This is a genomic window from Sphingomonas kyeonggiensis, assembly GCF_014196745.1.
GTDB classification, from domain to species: Bacteria; Pseudomonadota; Alphaproteobacteria; order Sphingomonadales; family Sphingomonadaceae; genus Sphingomonas; species Sphingomonas kyeonggiensis.
The window spans coordinates 411,454-429,482 of record NZ_JACIEH010000002.1 but is presented as its reverse complement, the minus strand read 5'-3'; the positions used below and the strand labels follow the sequence as shown (position 1 = coordinate 429,482).

Below are 18,029 nucleotides of genomic sequence, written 5' to 3'. Positions count from 1 at the left end.
TGGTGCACAATCGGCAGATGCGGCTCGGCGCCTTCCTGATGGGGGTGGGCCACCACGCCGCGGGCTGGCTGCATCCCTCGGTCGACCCACGCGCGCTCACCGAGCTCCGCCACTATGTGCATCTCGCGCAGGTGGCGGAGGCGGCGAAGTTCGACGCGATCTTCTTCGCTGACAATGTCGCGATGTTCGGCCGCCCGTCCGAGCTTGGGGCGCTCGCCGCGCCTCTCTATTACTATGAGCCGCTGTCGCTGCTCGCCGCGATCGCACCGCAGACCGAGCGGATCGGCCTGATCGCCACCGTCTCGGCGACCTACCTCCCGCCCTACCACCTCGCCCGGAAATTCGCGTCGCTCGATCATCTGAGCGGCGGACGTGCCGGCTGGAACTGCGTGACCTCGGGCTCGGACCTCGAGGCGCATAATTTCGGCCTCGACCACCAGCTCGAGCACGCCCATCGCTACGCCCGCGCCGGCGAATATGTCGAAGTGGTCAAGGCGCTGTGGAACAGCTGGGAGGAAGGCGCGCTGCTCGCCGACCAGGCGGCGCGACGCTTCTACGATCCCGCGAGAGTCCATCCGATCGATCATGACGGCCAGTTCTTCAAGGTCGCCGGCCCGCTCCAGCTCGATCGCACGCCCCAGGGCCATCCGGTGCTCGTCCAGGCCGGCTCGTCCGACGACGGCATCGCGCTGGCCGCCGCCACCGCCGAGCTGGTCTTCACCGCGCAGCAATCGCGCGAGGACGCCATCGCCTTCCGCTCCCGGCTGCGCGCCACTGCCACGGCGAACGGCCGCGACCCCGACGAACTACTCGTCCTGCCCGGCATCATGCCCTTCGTCGCGGAGACGCGGGAGGAAGCCCAGCGGCTGCACGACGAACTGCTCGCGCTAGTCGATCCGCGGCTCGGCATCGGCTTCGTCTCCGGGCTGATGGGCGTCGACCTGTCGCAATATCCGCTCGATGGCCCGCTGCCCGAACCGGCCTCGACCGAAGGCTGGCAGAGCCGCCAGAAGCTGCTGGTCGACACCGCGCGCGCCGAGGGGCTGAGCATCCGCCAGCTCATCGCCCGCATCATCACCGCACGCGGCCACAAGACCATCGTCGGCACCCCCGGCGAGATCGCCGACCTGCTCGAGGACTGGTTCGTCTCCGGCGCCGCCGACGGCTTCAACATCATGCCGCCGATCCTGCCCCAGGGCCTGGAGGCCTTTGCCGACCTGGTCGTGCCCGAGCTGCGGCGCCGCGGCCTGTTCCGCACCGAATATGCCGGACGGACGCTGCGCGACCATCTGGGCCTGCCCCTTCCCCACGCCCCGGCGCTCGCCGCCGCTGCCGAATGATCACCCCCGAAGGAGACCTGCCATGACCGCCTCTCCCCGTAATGCCTATCTGAACACGCCCGATCCCGAGATCCCGCTCGACGTGGTGCCGGTCGGCGGCCGCATCGGCGCCGAGGTGCGCGGCATCCGCCTTTCCGCCGATCTCCCGCCAGAGACGCTGACCGCCGTCCGGGCTGCGCTGGTGCGCCACAAGGTGCTGTTCTTCCGCGAGCAGCACCATCTCGACGATGCCGGGCAGGAAGCGTTCGGCCAGGCCTTCGGCACGCCGTTCGAGCACCCGACCGTGCCGTCGCGCGGCAATTTCCTGTTCGAGCTCGACTCGCATCACGGCGCCCGCGCCAATCACTGGCACACCGACATCACCTTCGTGCCGGCCTACCCCTTCGCCTCGATCCTGCGCGGCGTGACGATCCCGCCGGCCGGTGGCGACACGGTCTGGGCCAATACCGTGGCCGCCTATCAGGACCTGCCCGAGCCGTTGCGCGAACTCGCCGACGGGCTGCGGGCGATCCACACAAACGCCTATGACTATGCCGCCGAGCGGCCCGACGCGACCGAGGAGCAGCGCAAGCGCTTCGCCGCCGTGTTCGCGCGCGTGGTCTATGAGACCGAGCACCCGGTGGTCCGCGTCCATCCCGAGAGCGGCGAGCGCACGCTGCTCCTCGGCGGCTTCGTCAAGCAGTTCGCCGGCCTGCCCGCGCAGGACTCCAAGGCGCTCTACGACCGGTTGCAGAGCTACGTCACCCGGCTCGAGAACAGCGTGCGCTGGCGCTGGAGCGAAGGCGATGTGGCGATCTGGGACAACCGCGCCACCCAGCATTATGCGATCGACGATTATGGCGATCAGCACCGTGTCGTCCGCCGCGTGACGCTGGCCGGCGACGTACCCGTGGGTGTCGACGGCCAGTCGAGCCGTGCGATCCTGCCCGCGCCCGAGGCGCTGCTGGAGGCGGCGGAATGATCACCCGGCGCCAGTCCCTCACCCTGCTCGGCGGTACCGCCGCCGGGCTCGCCCTTGCCGGCTGCGGCGGCACCAAGCCCGAGCGCAAGGACGTGATCTTCGCCACCCAGAAGAACGGCGTGCCCTTCCTTGCCGAGACGCGCGGCGAGTTCGCCAAGCGGCTCGAGAAACGCGGCCTCGGCCCGGTCAAATGGGTCGAGTTCGCCTCGGGTCCGCCGCTGATCGAGGCGATCCGCGCCGGCGGCGTGGACATCGGCCTCGTCGGCGATACCCCGGTCGCCTATGCCCAGGCGGCAGGGACCGACCTCAACTTCGTCGCCGCGCAGAGCTTCCCCGGGCTGGTCGGCAGCGGGCTCCTCGTGCCTGCCAAGTCGAGCGTCACCAGCCTCGCCCAGCTCAAGGGCAAGCGCATCGCCTACACCAAGGGCTCGGCCGCCGAGTTCGCGCTCGCGGCGGGGCTCAAGCAGGTCGGGCTCGGGCTCAAGGACATCCAGGCGGCAAGTCTCGCCCCCGGCGACGCGCAGACGGCGCTGGCCAATGGCGCGGTCGATGCCTGGGTGGTGTGGGACCCGTACTTCACCCTCGCCCAGGTCCGCGGCGGCGCCCGCGAGGTGCCGCTGCCCGCGTCCGGGCTCAACACCACCGCCTTCTACATCGCCTCGGGCGATTTCGTCCGCAACCGCACCGATGTGCTGCGCGCCACGCTCGACGAGCTGCGGGCCGAGGCGGCCTGGGGCAATGCCAACCGCAATTTCTACCGCGACCAGGTCGCCAAGGCGACGCGGCTGCCGCCCCAGGTGCTCGACGGCATGCTCGCCCGCTACAAGGACTTCCTGTTCCGCGTCGATCCGGTGACGCCCGAGGTGATCGAGAACCAGCAGAAGGTCTCCGACTATCTGTTCGACGCCGGCGTGCTGCCGAAGAAGGTCGATGCGTCCAAGGCCGCCTGGACCGGCTGGAAGCCCGCATGACCCGGGGCGCCGGCTGGAAGGAGAGCCCGCTCGTCCCGGCGATCGTGCCGGTGGGGCTGCTGGTCGTCTGGCAGCTCGCCTCGACCACCGGGCTGCTGCCCTCGCAGATCCTGCCGGCGCCCACCGCGGTGGTGAAGGCGGCGGCGGAGCTGACCGCGGATGGCGAGCTGATCCACCACCTCGCGGTCAGCACCGCCCGCGCGCTGACCGGGCTCGTCGTCGGCGGATCGATCAGCTTCGCGCTCGGGCTTCTCTGCGGCCTCTCGCCCTTCGCGCGGCGGCTGCTCGACCCGACGCTGCAGATGGTCCGGACGATCCCCCACCTCGCGCTGCTGCCGCTGGTCATCCTGTGGTTCGGCATCGGCGAGCAGGCCAAGATCCTGCTCGTCGCCTGGGGCATCTTCTTCCCGATCTATCTCAACACCTATCACGGCGTGGTCTCGGTCGATCCGCAGCTGATCGAGATGGGCCGAGTCTACGGGATGAAGCGCTGGGAGCTGTTCCGCCGCATCATCTTCCCCGGCGCGCTGCCCTCGATCCTGGTCGGCCTGCGCTTCGGCCTGGGCATCATGTGGCTGACCTTGATCGTCGCAGAGACGATCGCGGCCAATTCGGGCATTGGCTACATGGCGACGCAAGCCCGCGAGTTCAGCCAGACCGACATCATCGTGCTGGCGATCTTCGTCTATGCCGGCCTCGGCAAGCTCGCCGACAGCCTCACCCGCGCGCTGGAGCATCGCCTGCTCCGCTGGAACCCCGCCTACGCAAGGGCCTGAGCCATGAACTTCCCCGCACTCCGCCTCGTCGAAGAACGTGCCCACAGCCCTCAGGGCGCGCCTGTCTCGGTTCGAGAACTGTCGATCGCCTTCGGCCAGAACCAGGTACTCGACCGGCTGAGCCTGCACATCGAGCCCGGCGAATTCGTCGCGATCGTTGGCCGCTCGGGCTGCGGCAAGAGCACCCTGCTCCGCGCGGTCATGGGACTGATCCAGCCGGGGGGCGGCAGCATCGATGTCGATCTCAATGCGGCGCGCCTCGTCTTCCAGGAGCCGCGGTTGCTCCCCTGGGCGAGCGTGCGCGAGAATGTCGCGGTGGGGGCGCCGGCCGGGCTCGATGCCGCCGAGCGCGACCGGCTGGTCGATGCCCGGCTCGCCGAAGTGGGGCTGGCCGACAAGGCCGAGCAATGGCCCGCCGCGCTTTCCGGCGGCCAGCGCCAGCGCGTCGCGCTCGCCCGCGCGCTGATCAGCCAGCCGCGCCTGCTCGCGCTCGACGAGCCACTGGGCGCGCTCGACGCGCTCACCCGGATCGAGATGCAGGCGCTGGTCGAGACGGTGTGGGCGAGCGAAGGCTTTTCCGCGCTGCTCGTCACCCATGACGTCGCCGAAGCGGTGGCGCTGGCCGACCGGGTGGTGGTGATGGAGGCGGGCCGGATCGCGCTAGACCTGCCGATCACCGTGCCCCGCCCGCGCCGGCACGGCGATGCCGAACTGGCGGCGCTGGAAGGGCTGATCCTGGACCGGCTGCTGGGGCGGTAGGCAGCGGCGCCGCGGCTGATTCGGGCCCGACGCGGGGCGCGGAAGTTTACGAAACATACGACACGGGGGCCCTGGTTTCCCTTCCCATGCAGATGCCCGCGGCAGAAGCGGTCGGTGCAGGAAGAGAAGCAGGCTTGCATCCATCAGTATGGAGCAGGCGAAATCCTACATTGCAAGGCCGGGACGTCGGTCAGAAGTTCCTCCCCCAGCAAGCTGGGGGAGGAACTATAGATTCAAGTAAACCGGCCCGCCGGAACTGGCTCCTTCGCCAGCCCTTCCGCGGCCAGTTTCACATCGGCTTGGGTGAAGAAGGGCCGCAGCGGCGGTAGCGTCGCTCCCCGGCGATGCGGCAGGTTGAGCTTGGGGAACAGCAGCTCGGCCACGCGATACGCTTCCTCGAGATGCGGATAGCCCGAGCCGATGATCGTATCGATCCCGATATCGGCATATTCCTGGAGCCGCTCGGCCACCGTGTCCGGATCGCCGACCAGCGCCGTGCCGGCGCCGGTGCGGACCAGCCCGATGCCAGCCCACAGGTTCGGCGCGATCTCCAGGTTCGCACGACTGCCCTTGTGCAGTGCCTGCATCCGCGACTGGCCGACGGAATCGCTGCCCTTGGTCAGGAAGGACTGGAACAGCGCGATCTGCTCGTCGGTGACGTGGCGGATCAGGTCGTTGGCGGCATCCCATGCTTCCGCCTCGGTCTCGCGGACGATGAAGTGGATACGCAGGCCAAAGCGGATCGTGCGCCCGCGCCTGGCCGCACGTTCGCGGACATCGTCGATGATCTCCTTGAGCTGCGACGGCGGCTCGCCCCAGGCGAGATAGACGTCGACATGCTCCGCCGCGATCTCGCGGGCGATCTCGGACGAGCCGCCGAACCAGATCGGCGCATGCGGTTCCTGGACGAAGGGGAAGATCAGCCGGCCATCCTCGATGCCGAGATATTCGCCCTTCTGGGTCACCGTCTCGCCGCGCGCGAGCTTGCGCCAGATGTCGAGGAACTCGGCGGTCTGCTCGTAGCGCTGGGTGTGGTCGAGGAAGATGCCGTCCTGCGCCAGCGCCTTGGGGCTTCCGCCGGTGACGACGTTGAGCAGCGCCCGGCCATTGGACAGCCGGTCGAGCGCGGCGGCCTGGCGCACCGCCTCGGCCGGCGCGGTCAGGCCCGGGCGCAAGGCCACCAGCAGCTTGAGCCGTTCGGTGAAGGGCGCGATCGAGGCGGCGGTGATCCAGGCATCGGCGCACATCGCGCCGGTCGGCATCAGCACGCCATAATAGCCGAGCTGGTCGGCGGCGACGGCGACCTGGCGGAGATATTCGGGATCGGGCGCGCGCTCACCCTCAGGCCAGGCGAGGCGACGATTGTCCCCGCCCGAGGGAATGAACCAGAGGAAGTTGAGCGGGCTGCGATCCGCCGCTCCCGAACCGATGAAACCCGTCATGGCCTGTACTCCTGCCCTTGCGATGGAGCACACAGGCAAGCGCTTCAGGCGCACATCGGCAAAGCAGGATTAATTGTCTACTTCATAAGTAGAGTTTAGTGCTTCGGGCAGCGGATTGGCTAGCGTGACCGCATCGAGGATCCGCGCGGTCTCGTCGCGCAGGTGGAGCATCAGATGGTGGAGCCGGCAATCTTCCTCGGCGATGCAATTGTCGCACTTCTCATAGCGGAAGCGGCTCGCGCAGGGCACCAGCGCCAGCGACCCGTGCGTCATCCGGACGAGGTCGCCGATCCGCACCTGCTCGGGCGGCTTGGCGAGCATGTACCCGCCGTCGCGCCCGCGCTGCGAATTGACCATGCCCTCGCGGTTCATCTCGGAGAGGATGACGGTCAGGAACTTGCCCGGGATGTTCTGCTTCTCGACGATCTCGGCCAGCGGCACCGGACCCTCGCCATACCGGTCGGCGAGGTGCTGGAGCGCGCGGATGGTGTAGCGGGTCTTCTGCGAGAGCATGGCGCCGCTCTATGCGCGAGCGGCTTCCCCGTTTCAATCGATCCGCATCCGCCGTCCTGCGCGGAGGGTTTTCCCCTCGCCCCGAAAAGCCGCTAGGGGTCCTTCGCTATGAAGACCAGAACGACCGGCCCGGCAGTCCCGCATGAAGGCATGCAGCACCTGCCCGGCGGCAGCTACACGATGGGTTCCGAACGCTTCTACGAGGAGGAGCGCCCGCTCCGCCCGGTGCGGGTCGATCCCTTCTGGATCGACGAGACGCCGGTCACCAACGCCGCCTTTGCCGCCTTCGTCGCGGCGACCGGCCATCGCACGCTCGCCGAGATCGCGCCCGATCCGAAGGACTATCCGGGCCTCGACCCGGCGCTGGCCGTAGCGGGCTCGCTGGTGTTCCAGCCGACTGAGGCGCCGGTGCAGTTGCACGACCACGCGCAGTGGTGGGCCTTTGTCGAAGGCGCCGACTGGCGGCATCCGACCGGGCCGGACAGCAGCATCCAGGGACTGGAGGACCATCCGGTGGTCCATATCGCCTTCGCCGATGCCGAGGCCTATGCGAAATGGGCCGGCAAGGCGCTGCCGACCGAGGCGGAATGGGAGTTCGCCGCGCGCGGCGGACTGGTCGATGCGGAATATGCCTGGGGTGACGAACTGTCGCCCGGCGGCGCGATCCTGGCCAACTTCTGGCAAGGGATGTTCCCGTTCGCGACGCTCAAGCCGGACGGCAAGTTCCGCACGAGCGCGGTGCGCAGCTTCCCGCCGAACGGCTATGGCCTGTCCGACATGATCGGCAATGTCTGGGAATGGACGCGCGACTGGTATGCCGCGGCACAGACCGTGAAGCGCAGCTGCTGCCAGGCGGTCAATCCGCGCGGCGCGACGATCGGCGAGAGCTATGAGGCCGATGCGGTGCGGATCGGACGCAAGGTGCTGAAGGGCGGCTCGCATCTGTGCGCGGTCAACTACTGCCAGCGCTACCGCCCGGCGGCGCGCCACCCGCAGATGATCGACAGCGCCACCAGCCATATCGGCTTCCGCTGCGTCTCGCGCCGGGCGGCCTGACGGCGCGCGCCGCGCTCAGTGGAGCTTGAGGCGCGGGCGCACGAAGCGGTTGATGTGGCTCACCAGGATCAGCGTCGTGCCGCGGATCCAGCCATGCACCGCGAGCAGGTGCATGCGGTAGAGCGACATGTAGACGAACCGGGCCAGCCGGCCCTCCACCGCCATGCGCCCGCCGACCAGCCTGCCCATCAGCGATCCCACGGTCGAGAAGCGGCTGAGCGACACCAGCGAGCCGTGGTCGCGATAGACGAAGGTCCTGAGCGGCGTGCCGGCCATCAGCCGGGAGAGATTGGCGAAGGCGGTGTCCGCCATCTGGTGCGCCGCCTGAGCGCGCGGCGGGATCGGCCGCTCGCTGCCGGCGGGCGTGTAGGACGCGCAATCGCCGATCGCGAAGACGCGGTCGTCGTCCAGGCTCTGCAGCGTCGGCCGGACGACGACCTGGTCGCCGCGCGACAGCTGCAGCCCGTCCAGCCCCTCGCGGATCGGCACGGCCTTCACGCCGGCGGCCCAGAGCTGCAGGTCGGCGGGAACGAACCTGCCGTCCCGCGTCTCCATGCCCTGCGGAGTCGAGGCAGTGACGGAGACGCCGGTCAGCACCTTGACGCCGAGCACCCCGAGCTCCTCGCGCGCGGCATCGGCCAGCCGCTCGGGCAGTGCCGGCAGGATGCGCGGCCCGGCCTCGAGCAGCGACACGTCCAGCCGCTTCCGGTCGAACACCTCGAGCCCGTAATAGCTCAGGCCGTCTGCGGCGTTGTAGAGCTCGGCGGCCAGCTCCACGCCGGTCGCACCGCCGCCTACGATGGCGATGCGGACGTGCGCGTCCGACGCCGGATCCTCCGACATGGCGCGCGACACGCGCAGGCAATGGTCGAGAAGCTGATCGCGGAAGCTGTCCGCCTGAGCCTGGCTGTCGAGGAACAGGCAGTTCTCGGCGACGCCCGGCGTGCCGAAGTCGTTGGTGACCGAGCCATAGGCGAGCACCAGATAGTCGTAGCGCACCGAATGCGCGCCGATCACTTCGCGCCCCTTGGGATCGAGCACCGGGGCCAGGTGCACGCGCCGCGCCGTGCGGTCGATCCGCTCCAGCGTCCCATAATGATAGCGATAGCCCCAGCGATGGCAGTGGCTGCGATAGCCCACCTCGTCGAGGCTGGCATCGAGCGAGCCCGCCGCCACTTCGTGCAGCAGCGGCTTCCAGATATGGGTGCGGTTGCGATCGATCAGGATGATGTCGTGCCGCTTGCGGCCGTAGCGGGCGCCGAGCTTGCGGGCGAGCTCCAGCCCTGCGGCACCGCCGCCGACAATCACGATCTGGGTCTTCTTGTCGGTCGTCATGCTCGCTCCGCAGTTTCGGTCATCCGAGGCACATCCGGCGCGTGGCACATTGCAATGCCGCGCCGCGGATCGCAAAGCAGGATGTGGCCGACGACAGTTTCACAGAACGCAATCGCCTGGAGATCATCGCGATCGCCACCCGGCACTTCGCCGACAAGGGCTTTGCCGGCGCGCGGGTGGACGAGATCGCCGCGGCCACCGCGACGTCCAAGCGGATGATCTACTATCATTTCGGCAGCAAGGACGGGCTGTACCGCGCCGTGCTGACCGAGGCCTATCGTGGCTTCCGCTCGGCCGAGCTCGACACCGGGCTCGACGCGCTGCCGGCGATCGAGGCGCTGGCGCGGCTGACCGCGCTCAGTTTCGACTATCACTTCTGCCATCCCGAGCTGGTGCGGCTGGTGATGGACGAGAATATCCGGCGCGGGCCGCATGTCGGTGCGATCTCGGAGGGGCGCAACGAAGTGGCGCTGCCGCGCACCCAGGCGCTGCTCGACCGCGGCGTCGCCGAGGGCAGCTTCCGCGCGGGGATCGATGCCGCCGACCTGCACATGACGATCAGTGCGCTGGCCTTCTACTTCGTCGCCAATCGCTACACCTTCGGCACGATCTTCGGCGCCGACATGGAGAGCGAGGAAGCCGTCGCGAAGCGCCGCGGACAGGTGATCGACACCGTGTTGCGCTATTGCCGCGCGGATCGCTGACCCCGGCATCAGAACTGGACCTTGACCTGGCTGCCGAACGCCAGCGCGTTGCGGGTGCGACGGAAGGCGAAGGCGCCGGGATCGAGGATATACTGGACATCGGGCCGGATGCTCAGCCAGCGGCGCAGCTGGAGTCCGTAGCTCAGCTCGATCGCCGTCTCGCCGCCCGGCAGCGAGACGAAGCCGTCGGGCATCGCGGATGGCGCCTCGTGCAATTCGCGCAGCCGCGGATTGACGCGTGCCTGGATCACGCCGAGCGCGATCGTGTCGGCGTCGCGGCTGGCAAAGGTGCCGGTCTTGATCAGGCCGGCGGCGATCCAGCGGGTGATCGGCGCCGATGCCCGCGGATTGGCGGCGAACTGGCCGAACACCGAGAGGCCCCTGCCCCCGCTCCCGCGCACCACCATCTGGTCGGCGAGGATATAGGCGCCGTAGCGGCCGGTGACGCTGCCCGGCCGCCCCTGCCGTGCCGCGGTCGAGCTGTCATAATAGAAGCCCAGCTTGTAATGGCCCGGCAGCACGCGGCTGTCCTTGCCCATGCCCGGATCATATTCGACTTCGATGGGGACCAGCACCCCTGTCGATCCGCCGGCAAAGGGGCGGAAGGCATTGTGCTCGTCGTTGAGGCGCGGATTGACCTGGAAGGCACCGGCGCGCAGCGTCAGGTCCGGGCGGAGCCGATAGCGCACCGCAGCGCCCCAGCGGGCATTGGGGTAATTGTACCAGCCGGTGTCGCCGGAGAAGGCCAGCGGATGCGCGCAGAAGGCCGCGTTCACCAGGTTGCAGCCGATCGCCATGCCGCCCAGGTCGTTGCCCATCGCGAAATAGCCAGCGCGCAGGTTCAGCCGGCCGCCGTCGAGATTCTGCTCGACGCTGAACTCGGTAAGCTTGGTGAAATTGCCGCCGGCGGCCTCCTGGATCGGGAGGCGGTTGCCGACGATGTCCGACGAGACGCCGATGCCGCGCCGGTCGTTCAGCGTGAGATGGAAGAGCGCGCCGGACCAGCCGATCGTCCTGTCGAGATCGACGTCCACGCCGGCGCGCAGCTGCTGGGTATAGCCGGTGCCGCGCCTCAGGCCGCCATCGACGGCAGCGAAGGCCTCGGACACATAGTCGGCGCGGACGCTGATCCCGGCCTCGCGCAGATCGCTGCGCGCCCCGCCCCAGTCGCCGGTCAGGGTTTCCCGGTCCGGGGAGAGCAGGCCCGGCTCGGCCGGGGCCGGCCGGGTTTCCGACTGGGCATGCGCGCCCGAAAGAGGCGAGATGACGGCCAGTGCCGCTGCGAATATCGGTACGTACCGGGCCAAAGCGCCCTCCCTCCCGTGTCGCCGGACACGGGGCCATCAGGTGTTGAACAAGGGCGGGAGCGAAGCAGCGCGCTTCGCTCCCGATCATCGGGTCAGGGCAGCGCGTAGGCGATCACATAGTCGCCCCGGTCGGGAGACTGGCGCGCGCCGCCCGCGGTGATCACGACATATTGCTTGCCGGTGCGCGGCGAGCGGTAGCTCATCGGGCCGCCCTGGCTGCCAACGGGCAGGCGGGCTTTCCACGCTTCCGCGCCGGTCGCCGAATTGAAGGCACGCAGATAATAGTCCTGCGTGCCGGCGATGAACACGAGCCCGCCTTGGGTGGCCAGCGTGCCGCCGAGCGTCGGCAGGCCGATCGGGATCGGCAGACCCATGCGGATGCCGAGCGGACCGGTGTCGCGCACCGTGCCGACCGGCACCTGCCACTTGATACTGCGCGTCTTGAGGTCGATCGCGGTCAGCGTCCCGTAAGGTGGCGCCTGGCACGGCACGCCGAGCGCGGAGAGGAAGCGGTCCTTCACGACCGAATAGGGCGTGCCCTTCAGCGGAACGCTGCCCATGCCGGTGTTGACCGCCTCGCCCGCCGCACCGCTCTTGCCCGCCTGCGCGGCGGTCTGCGGGACCATCCGCACCCACAGGCCGAGGCGCATGTCGTTGACGAAGACCGTGCCCGTGGTCGGATCGGTCGAGATGCCGCCCCAGTTCATGCCGCCGAGCGACCCCGGGAAGCTGAGCGACGTGTCGGTGCCGGGCGCGGTGTAGAGTCCCTCATAGCGCATGCCCTTGAAGGCGATGCGGCAGAGCAGCTGGTCGAACGGCGTCGCCCCCCACATGTCCTTTTCGGACAGCGGGCCCACGCCGATCTGCGGCATGCCGACCGAGCGCGGCTGGGTCAGCGCATAGGGCTCGCCGGGGATGTCCGCCGCCTTGACCGGAGTCTCGACGACCTTGGTGAGCGGCTTGCCGGTGGCGCGATCGAGCACATAGACCTGCCCGGCCTTGGTGCCGACGATCAGCGCCGGAACGATCTTGCCGCCGTCCATCGGGAAATCGATGAAGCTCGGCTGCATCGGCACGTCGAAGTCCCACAGATCGTTGTGCACGGTCTGGAAGTGCCACTTCTCGCGGCCGGTGGTGGCATCGAGCGCAAGGATCGAGGCGCCATATTTGTGGTCGAGCGTCGTGCGCGGCACGCCGTAGAGATCGACCGAGGAACTGCCGACCGGCATGAACACGGTGTTCGACGCGGCGTCATAGGACATGGACGACCAGACGTTCGGGGTCGAGCGCGTATAGGTCTGTCCGGCCGGCGGGGCGCCGGTGATCGCCGGATTGCCCGGATCGAACGCCCAGCGCAGCTTGCCGGTGACCACGTCGAAGCCGCGGACGACGCCGCCGGGCATGTCGGTCTGCACATTGTCGGCGATGCGGCCGCCGACGATCACCGTGGTACCGGCCAGCGTCGGCGCGGCGGTGAGCTGATATTGCGGGTCGGGCGCGTTGCCGAGCCCGGCCTTGAGGTCGATCCGGCCACCCTGGCCGAAATCAGCACAAAGCTTGCCGGTGTCGGCGTCGAGCGCGATCAGCTCGGCATTGATCGTGTTCATCAGGATGCGGCGCTGGCAGGCGGCGCCCTCCGGCACGGTGGTGGCAGAGACCGGCGTCGCGCCGGGCAGGTTCGGTTGCTGGAGCGGTGCGCGGGCATCGAAATAGGCCAGCCCGCGGCAGCGCATCCAGACCGAGGCACGCGCATTGATCAGCGCCTTCCACTTCTCGCGCCCGGTATCGGCGTCGAGCGCGATGACGTTGTTGTGCGGAGTGCAGATATAGACGGTGTCGCCGATCTGTAGCGGCGTATCCTGGTCCTCGGCGCCATTGCCGTCGCTCACCGCGACGTCGCCGGTGCGATAGGTCCAGGCGACCTTGAGGTCCTTCACATTGTCGCGGGTGATCTGGTTCAGCGCGACGAAGCGGCTGCCGCCCGGCGTGTTGCCATAGGCGGCCCAGTCCTTCTGCGCGGGTGCCGGATCGACGGGAAGCAGCGCGCCCGGTGTACCGGCAAAGGCTACCGTCGGGTGCGGCACGAACATCGCGCCGAATCCGGCCGCCGAGGCGATGCCGAGCACTGCCCCCATCGCCAGCGCCGGGCGCCAAACGGGGGCCAGACCCTGGGCACGGCGCAGCAACGGATAGGACAACGCAACCACCGTCGCCCCGACACCCATCGCCAGCAGGCGCGAGATCAGTGGCCAGAAGCTGAAGCCCACTTCCCAGAGCGCCCAGAGGATCGTCAGAAGGAAGGTGAGCCCGAAGACCAGCGCGCCGGAGGGACGGCGGCGGATGATCTGCACGCCGGACGCCACCAGTGCGAGACCGGCGAGCAGGAAATAGAAGCTCCCGCCCAGGCTGATCAGCCGGGCGCCGCCGATGGTAAAGAACAGGCCTGCCGCAAGCAGTACCGAGCCCAGAAGAACCAGCCAGCTGCGCGTGAGCAGGCCGGCCCAATGTTTCGTGCCCGACATGCGGCACCTCCTTCATGCGTAACGATCGTCGGAGAGGCCGAACTGCGGTTGGGCGATGGGACGCGGCGAATCGCGGAACCGTCGCGGCGGCGACGTCAACTGTGTACCATTTAGTACACTCTTGCGCCGGTTGCAAGTCCGCCCCGACGCCGGCCCCTCTCCATAAGCCACGAGCACGATCGCCTTGGCTCCCGAGGGCACAAAGCAAGTGGTGCGCTAACTCAGAGTATATTGACTCAATAACTCGGACATTTTAACCAACGACGTTAGCGCTACCATGGGCGTGAAAAGGTGCTGCCAAGGCACCGCTTAGGAGAGGAAGGGGATCGAGATGCTCGATACCATTGGACGTTCGTCGGCGGGCCGCAAGGCCGCCCTGGCTGCACTGCTGCTGACCTCGACCGCCTGGCCGGCTTATGCGCAAACCGCTACGCCCGGGGGCCAGGATACCCCGGCAAGCGCCACGCAGGACGGCACTGCGCAGGCGCCCGAGTCCGGCGACGAGATCATCGTCTCGGGCTATCGCAAGTCGCTGCAGAGCTCGACCAATGCCAAGCGCGAGGCGACGGGCTTCACCGACTCGATCTTCGCTCAGGACATCGGCAAATTCCCCGATACGAACATCGCCGAGAGCTTCAATCGCATCCCCGGCGTGACCATCAGCCGCGACATCACCGGCGAAGGCCTGCAGGTGACGATCCGCGGCCTGGGTACCAACTTCACCCGCGTGCTGCTCAACAATGCGCCGATCGCAGTCGCCTCGACCGGCGGCGACGGCCAGCAGAGCACCAACCGCGAAGTCGATCTCGACCTGTTCCCGACCGAGCTGTTCACCAAGCTCGAAGTGCAGAAGAGCCCCAATGCCGATCGGCTGGAGGGCGGCGCCGCCGGCACCGTCAACATGCGCAGCGCCCGCCCCTTCGACAGCCCCGGCACGCACATCACCTATTCGGGCCAGGCCATCAAGAACACCAATTCCGATCGCTACGGCTATCGCGGCTCGCTGCTCGCCAGCACGACGATGGGCGATTTCGGCGTGCTGTTCGGCGTGGCGGGCCAGCACAACGAGATCCGCACCGTCGGGTTCGAGAGCGTCGGCTGGACCAACCCGAACCTGAGCGCCGCCCAGAACCCCGCCTCGACCCGCAACAACACCGGTGGCGGCAACTGGACCATCCCCGGCACCGTCCCCGCCAACGCCGGCATCCCGGGCGTCGCCACCGGCACCACGATCGACCAGGCGCTGCTGCTCCAGCTCAATCCGGGCGCCAACATCACCCAGATCGACAACGGCATCATCCCGCGCCTGGGCCGCGAGACCGACGAATATGGCTATAAGGAGCGGCTGAACTTCATCGGCAGCATCGAGTACAAGGGCGACAGCGTCCACGCCTATATCGACGGCATGTTCGCGCGGAAGCGCAACAACATGCAGCGCATCGACATGGACTGGGTGGGCCGCAACGGCGCGGCCATCCCGGTCAACACCCAATATGACCGCAGCGACTGCGCCACCGGCTGCACCGTCACCAAGGGCACCTATTACAATTCCCAGTTCTTCCTCGAATACCGGCCCTATTTCGAGAGCCTGCAATATTGGGGCGTGAACCCGGGCATCGAGTGGCAGATCGCGGACAAGCTCAAGCTCGCCGTCAACGGCAATTACACCAAGAGCCAGTTCCACCGCGAATCGCCGACGGTGCTGCCGATCACGGCCGCCGGCTCAGGCCTGACGGTCAATTACGACAATACCGGCGGCGATTTCCCGACGATCACCAGCAATGTCGACCTGAACAACCCGGCGAACTTCGTCTGGGCCGGCGGCCGCGTGAACCTGCAGGACGAGCGTCGCTGGACTTCCACCAAGGGCGCGCGCGGCGACCTGACCTGGGGCGACAACCGCCTGAACCTGCAGGTCGGCGCCGCCTATGACGATGTCTCGCGCACGATCCGCGGCTATGACAACAGCCAGGCGTGGCAGAACGCCGTCTGCGGCGACAATCCCAGCATCTTCCTGCCGTCGCCCAACAGCCAGCCCCCCTGCGCCGGCCTCAACACCGCCACGCCGGGCGCGGGCTATCCGACCTATCCGGGGTATGGCACCGGCTACACCGCCGGGCAGACCACCCCGCTGGTCTATCGCGGCTCGCTGATCCCGGCGAGCACGCTGAGCAGCTATCTGCTGCCGGGGCCTGACGGCTTCGTCACGCTCGACTGGAACAAGTTCAAGGCCGCGTCCAACTATGACGCCTTCCACGACAGCGCGCCGGAATCGGGCGGCGCGAACACCGGCGCGAGCGGCGGCTATATCCGCGAGCGGACGATCGGCGGCTATGCCGAGGTCAATGGCGACCTGCCGGTGGGCGACAACCGCATCACCTTCAACGCGGGCCTGCGCTGGGTGCGGACGATGCAGACGATCGGCGGGCGCGTGACCCTGCCCGATCCGCGCAACACGCCGGCGGCGCCGGCCGTGGCACCGGCAGATGGCGGGCTGTACCCGAACCTCGTCAACTTCGTTTACACCGACAACGACTATGACAACTGGCTGCCCTCGGCCTCCGCGGCCTTCCATCTGGGCGACCATGCCGTGGTGCGTGCGGCGGTCTCGCGTACGATGACGCGGCCGAACCCCGGCAACATGCTGCCCGGCCTGTCGTTCGGCAGTCCGTCGGCCGATATCGGCTCGGTCGGAAATTCGGACCTCAAGCCCTACATCTCCGACAATATCGACCTGGGCTTCGAATATTACACCGGCGCCGAGGGCTATATCGGCTTCGCCGCCTTCCGTAAGGCAGTCACCGGCTTCACCGTGAACGGCAACGTCACCGTGCCCTTCGCCTCGCTGTCGCAATATGGCGTGACCTACAGCACGCTGAACCCGACCCAGCAGGCCGCGATCGATTCCCGCGGCGGCCCGAACAACGCCAATGTGGTGCTCACCCAGCAGGTGAACGCGACCGGCACGCTCAAGGTCAACGGCCTCGAGCTGAACTGGGTGCAGCCGCTCGACTTCCTGCTCGATCGCTATCTCGGCCTGAAGGGCTTCGGGTTCAACGCGAACCTGACGCTGATCAGCCAGTCGGGTTCGGGCGCGGCGCCGGCGGTGGCCACGGGCGTCTCGCCGGTGACCTACAACCTCTCGGCCTATTACGAGAATCACGGCATCTCGCTGCGCATGTCGACGACCTTCAACCAGGGCAACGTCATCTCGGGCGCGAACCAGAACGGCATCACCAATGCCTCGCTCTTCGTCGACGATTACCAGCAGTGGGACTTCAGCTCGTCGTTCGACCTCAACGAGATCCTGGGCGCCAAGCACCTGCCCGAAATCACCGTGGACGTGCAGAACCTGACCAAGTCGAGCCAGCGCACCTACTTCCAATATTCGAATGCCGCCTATTACGTGTTCAACCCGGGACGCGTGGTGATGATCGGCCTGCGCGGCCGCTTCTGATCCGCAGCTGCCGCGACCACCCCATGGTGGCCGCGGCAGCGTCCAGAGCGATCCCCTCTGGCCGGTGGCGACACCGGCCTTCTTTTTTGTCCCGTCCGGCCGGTTATTTCGCGGTTGCCGCGGCCTCGATCATCGCGGTCACTTCGGCCGGATGCGAGACCATCAGCGCATGCGAGCCGCCGGGGATCTCCACCGTCTTCCGCGCGTGCGCGCGCTCGGCCATGAACTTCATCACCGCGGCGGGAATGTTCCGGTCGGCACTGCCGTAGATCATGTAGTTGGGCAGCGTCTTCCAGGCCGCGACACCGCTGGGCTCCTGCAGCGCCTTCATCGTGATCGGGCGCTGGGTGGCCGCCATCACCGCCGCCTGGCCCGCCGGCACGTCAGCGGCGAACTGGGCCTGGAACCTGGCGGCCTGGATATAGAGATCCTGCCCGCCGTCCGGCAGCGGGACCGCGGTCAGCGCATCGCCCAGCGTGCTGCCCGGGAACTTGCCCGAAAGCGAGAAGCTGGACTCCCCGGTCTCCGGCGCGAAGCCGGCGACATAGACCAACGCCTTGATGTTCGGGTTGCCGTTCGCCGCCTCGGTGATCACCGGGCCGCCATAGCTGTGGCCGACCAGCACCACCGGACCCTTGATCGACTTGACCACCGCCGAGACCGCGGCCCCGTCGCTCGCCACGCTGCGCAGCGGGTTGGCGGCGGCGATGACGGTATAGCCGTCCTTCTCGAGCCGGGTGATCACCGGCTCCCAGCTGGCGCTCTCGGCAAAGGCACCGTGGACGAGCACGATCACCGGCTTTTCGGGCGCGGCCTGGGCGTGCGCGGCGCCGGAGGCGAGCAGCGCGGCGGGAAGCAGCAGGGTAGAGAGACGCATGGATATTCT

At 68.2% G+C, this 18,029-nt stretch carries 14 protein-coding genes; 8 read left to right on the top strand and 6 right to left on the bottom strand.

Annotated features, from left to right (window positions below; genetic code table 11):
* Window positions 1-2: 2 nt before the first annotated feature.
* From GGR46_RS11150 to GGR46_RS11130, 5 genes are read left to right on the top strand one after another with little or no spacing between them, the layout of a single operon-like run.
* On the top strand, window positions 3-1,340 hold the full coding sequence (locus tag GGR46_RS11150) for an LLM class flavin-dependent oxidoreductase (protein ID WP_343058109.1): 1,338 nt from the start codon (window positions 3-5) through the stop codon (window positions 1,338-1,340).
* A gap of 22 nt (window positions 1,341-1,362) precedes the next feature.
* Window positions 1,363-2,301 (top strand): TauD/TfdA dioxygenase family protein, encoded by a 939-nt coding sequence (locus GGR46_RS11145; protein ID WP_183997669.1) that lies wholly within the window; start codon window positions 1,363-1,365, stop codon window positions 2,299-2,301.
* The gene (locus GGR46_RS11140; protein WP_183997667.1) at window positions 2,298-3,272 is read left to right on the top strand and encodes an aliphatic sulfonate ABC transporter substrate-binding protein; all 975 of its coding nucleotides are present in this window, start codon (window positions 2,298-2,300) and stop codon (window positions 3,270-3,272) included. The genes GGR46_RS11145 and GGR46_RS11140 overlap by 4 nt, the downstream gene beginning before the upstream one ends.
* Window positions 3,269-4,048 carry an ABC transporter permease subunit gene (locus tag GGR46_RS11135; RefSeq protein ID WP_183997665.1) on the top strand — a complete coding sequence of 260 codons (780 nt, stop codon included), beginning with the start codon at window positions 3,269-3,271 and terminating at the stop codon, window positions 4,046-4,048. The genes GGR46_RS11140 and GGR46_RS11135 overlap by 4 nt, the downstream gene beginning before the upstream one ends.
* A gap of 3 nt (window positions 4,049-4,051) precedes the next feature.
* Entirely contained in the window at window positions 4,052-4,807 is a 756-nt protein-coding gene (locus GGR46_RS11130) for an ABC transporter ATP-binding protein (RefSeq protein WP_183997663.1), read from the top strand.
* Window positions 4,808-5,040: 233 nt separating this feature from the next.
* On the opposite strand, the gene ssuD is transcribed toward GGR46_RS11130, so the two are convergent.
* Window positions 5,041-6,249 carry an FMNH2-dependent alkanesulfonate monooxygenase gene (gene ssuD / locus GGR46_RS11125; RefSeq protein ID WP_183997661.1) on the bottom strand — a complete coding sequence of 403 codons (1,209 nt, stop codon included), beginning with the start codon at window positions 6,247-6,249 and terminating at the stop codon, window positions 5,041-5,043.
* Between the two features lie 69 nt (window positions 6,250-6,318).
* Window positions 6,319-6,762: an RrF2 family transcriptional regulator gene (locus GGR46_RS11120; RefSeq protein ID WP_183997659.1), complete on the bottom strand. Its 444-nt coding sequence runs from the start codon at window positions 6,760-6,762 to the stop codon at window positions 6,319-6,321.
* 150 nt (window positions 6,763-6,912) lie between these two features.
* On the opposite strand from GGR46_RS11120, the gene GGR46_RS11115 reads away from it, so the two are divergent.
* Window positions 6,913-7,818 carry a formylglycine-generating enzyme family protein gene (locus tag GGR46_RS11115; protein ID WP_183998785.1) on the top strand — a complete coding sequence of 302 codons (906 nt, stop codon included), beginning with the start codon at window positions 6,913-6,915 and terminating at the stop codon, window positions 7,816-7,818.
* 15 nt (window positions 7,819-7,833) lie between these two features.
* Here GGR46_RS11115 and GGR46_RS11110 read toward each other — a convergent pair whose 3' ends face one another.
* Window positions 7,834-9,153, bottom strand: a complete 1,320-nt coding sequence (locus GGR46_RS11110; RefSeq protein WP_183997657.1) for an NAD(P)/FAD-dependent oxidoreductase — start codon at window positions 9,151-9,153, stop codon at window positions 7,834-7,836.
* Between the two features lie 83 nt (window positions 9,154-9,236).
* Here GGR46_RS11110 and GGR46_RS11105 point away from each other — a divergent pair, with 83 nt between their 5' ends.
* The gene (locus tag GGR46_RS11105) at window positions 9,237-9,857 is read left to right on the top strand and encodes a TetR family transcriptional regulator (RefSeq protein ID WP_183997655.1); all 621 of its coding nucleotides are present in this window, start codon (window positions 9,237-9,239) and stop codon (window positions 9,855-9,857) included.
* A gap of 8 nt (window positions 9,858-9,865) precedes the next feature.
* On the opposite strand, the gene GGR46_RS11100 is transcribed toward GGR46_RS11105, so the two are convergent.
* A complete protein-coding gene (locus GGR46_RS11100; protein ID WP_183997653.1) occupies window positions 9,866-11,164 on the bottom strand; it encodes a carbohydrate porin in 1,299 nt (432 codons plus the stop codon).
* Window positions 11,165-11,256: 92 nt separating this feature from the next.
* Window positions 11,257-13,686 (bottom strand): glucose/quinate/shikimate family membrane-bound PQQ-dependent dehydrogenase, encoded by a 2,430-nt coding sequence (locus tag GGR46_RS11095; RefSeq protein ID WP_183997651.1) that lies wholly within the window; start codon window positions 13,684-13,686, stop codon window positions 11,257-11,259.
* 331 nt (window positions 13,687-14,017) lie between these two features.
* Between GGR46_RS11095 and GGR46_RS11090 the strand changes: the two genes are divergently transcribed.
* Complete coding sequence (locus tag GGR46_RS11090) at window positions 14,018-17,143, top strand: TonB-dependent receptor (RefSeq protein ID WP_183997649.1); 3,126 nt, start codon at window positions 14,018-14,020, stop codon at window positions 17,141-17,143.
* A 103-nt stretch (window positions 17,144-17,246) separates the two neighbouring features.
* Here the strand turns inward: GGR46_RS11090 and GGR46_RS11085 are convergent, their stop codons facing one another.
* Entirely contained in the window at window positions 17,247-18,020 is a 774-nt protein-coding gene (locus GGR46_RS11085; protein WP_183997647.1) for an alpha/beta fold hydrolase, read from the bottom strand.
* Between the last annotated feature and the right edge of the window lie 9 nt (window positions 18,021-18,029).

Excerpts from the sequence above, each read along its gene's own strand:
- GGR46_RS11145 (WP_183997669.1), top strand. The coding sequence starts at position 1,363 with ATGACCGCCTCTCCCCGTAATGCCTATCTGAACACGCCCGATCCCGAG.
- GGR46_RS11140 (WP_183997667.1), top strand. The coding sequence starts at position 2,298 with ATGATCACCCGGCGCCAGTCCCTCACCCTGCTCGGCGGTACCGCCGCC.
- GGR46_RS11135 (WP_183997665.1), top strand. The coding sequence starts at position 3,269 with ATGACCCGGGGCGCCGGCTGGAAGGAGAGCCCGCTCGTCCCGGCGATC.
- GGR46_RS11130 (WP_183997663.1), top strand. The coding sequence starts at position 4,052 with ATGAACTTCCCCGCACTCCGCCTCGTCGAAGAACGTGCCCACAGCCCT.
- ssuD (WP_183997661.1), bottom strand. The coding sequence starts at position 6,249 with ATGACGGGTTTCATCGGTTCGGGAGCGGCGGATCGCAGCCCGCTCAAC.
- GGR46_RS11120 (WP_183997659.1), bottom strand. The coding sequence starts at position 6,762 with ATGCTCTCGCAGAAGACCCGCTACACCATCCGCGCGCTCCAGCACCTC.
- GGR46_RS11115 (WP_183998785.1), top strand. The coding sequence starts at position 6,913 with ATGCAGCACCTGCCCGGCGGCAGCTACACGATGGGTTCCGAACGCTTC.
- GGR46_RS11110 (WP_183997657.1), bottom strand. The coding sequence starts at position 9,153 with ATGACGACCGACAAGAAGACCCAGATCGTGATTGTCGGCGGCGGTGCC.
- GGR46_RS11095 (WP_183997651.1), bottom strand. The coding sequence starts at position 13,686 with ATGTCGGGCACGAAACATTGGGCCGGCCTGCTCACGCGCAGCTGGCTG.
- GGR46_RS11090 (WP_183997649.1), top strand. The coding sequence starts at position 14,018 with ATGCTCGATACCATTGGACGTTCGTCGGCGGGCCGCAAGGCCGCCCTG.
- GGR46_RS11085 (WP_183997647.1), bottom strand. The coding sequence starts at position 18,020 with ATGCGTCTCTCTACCCTGCTGCTTCCCGCCGCGCTGCTCGCCTCCGGC.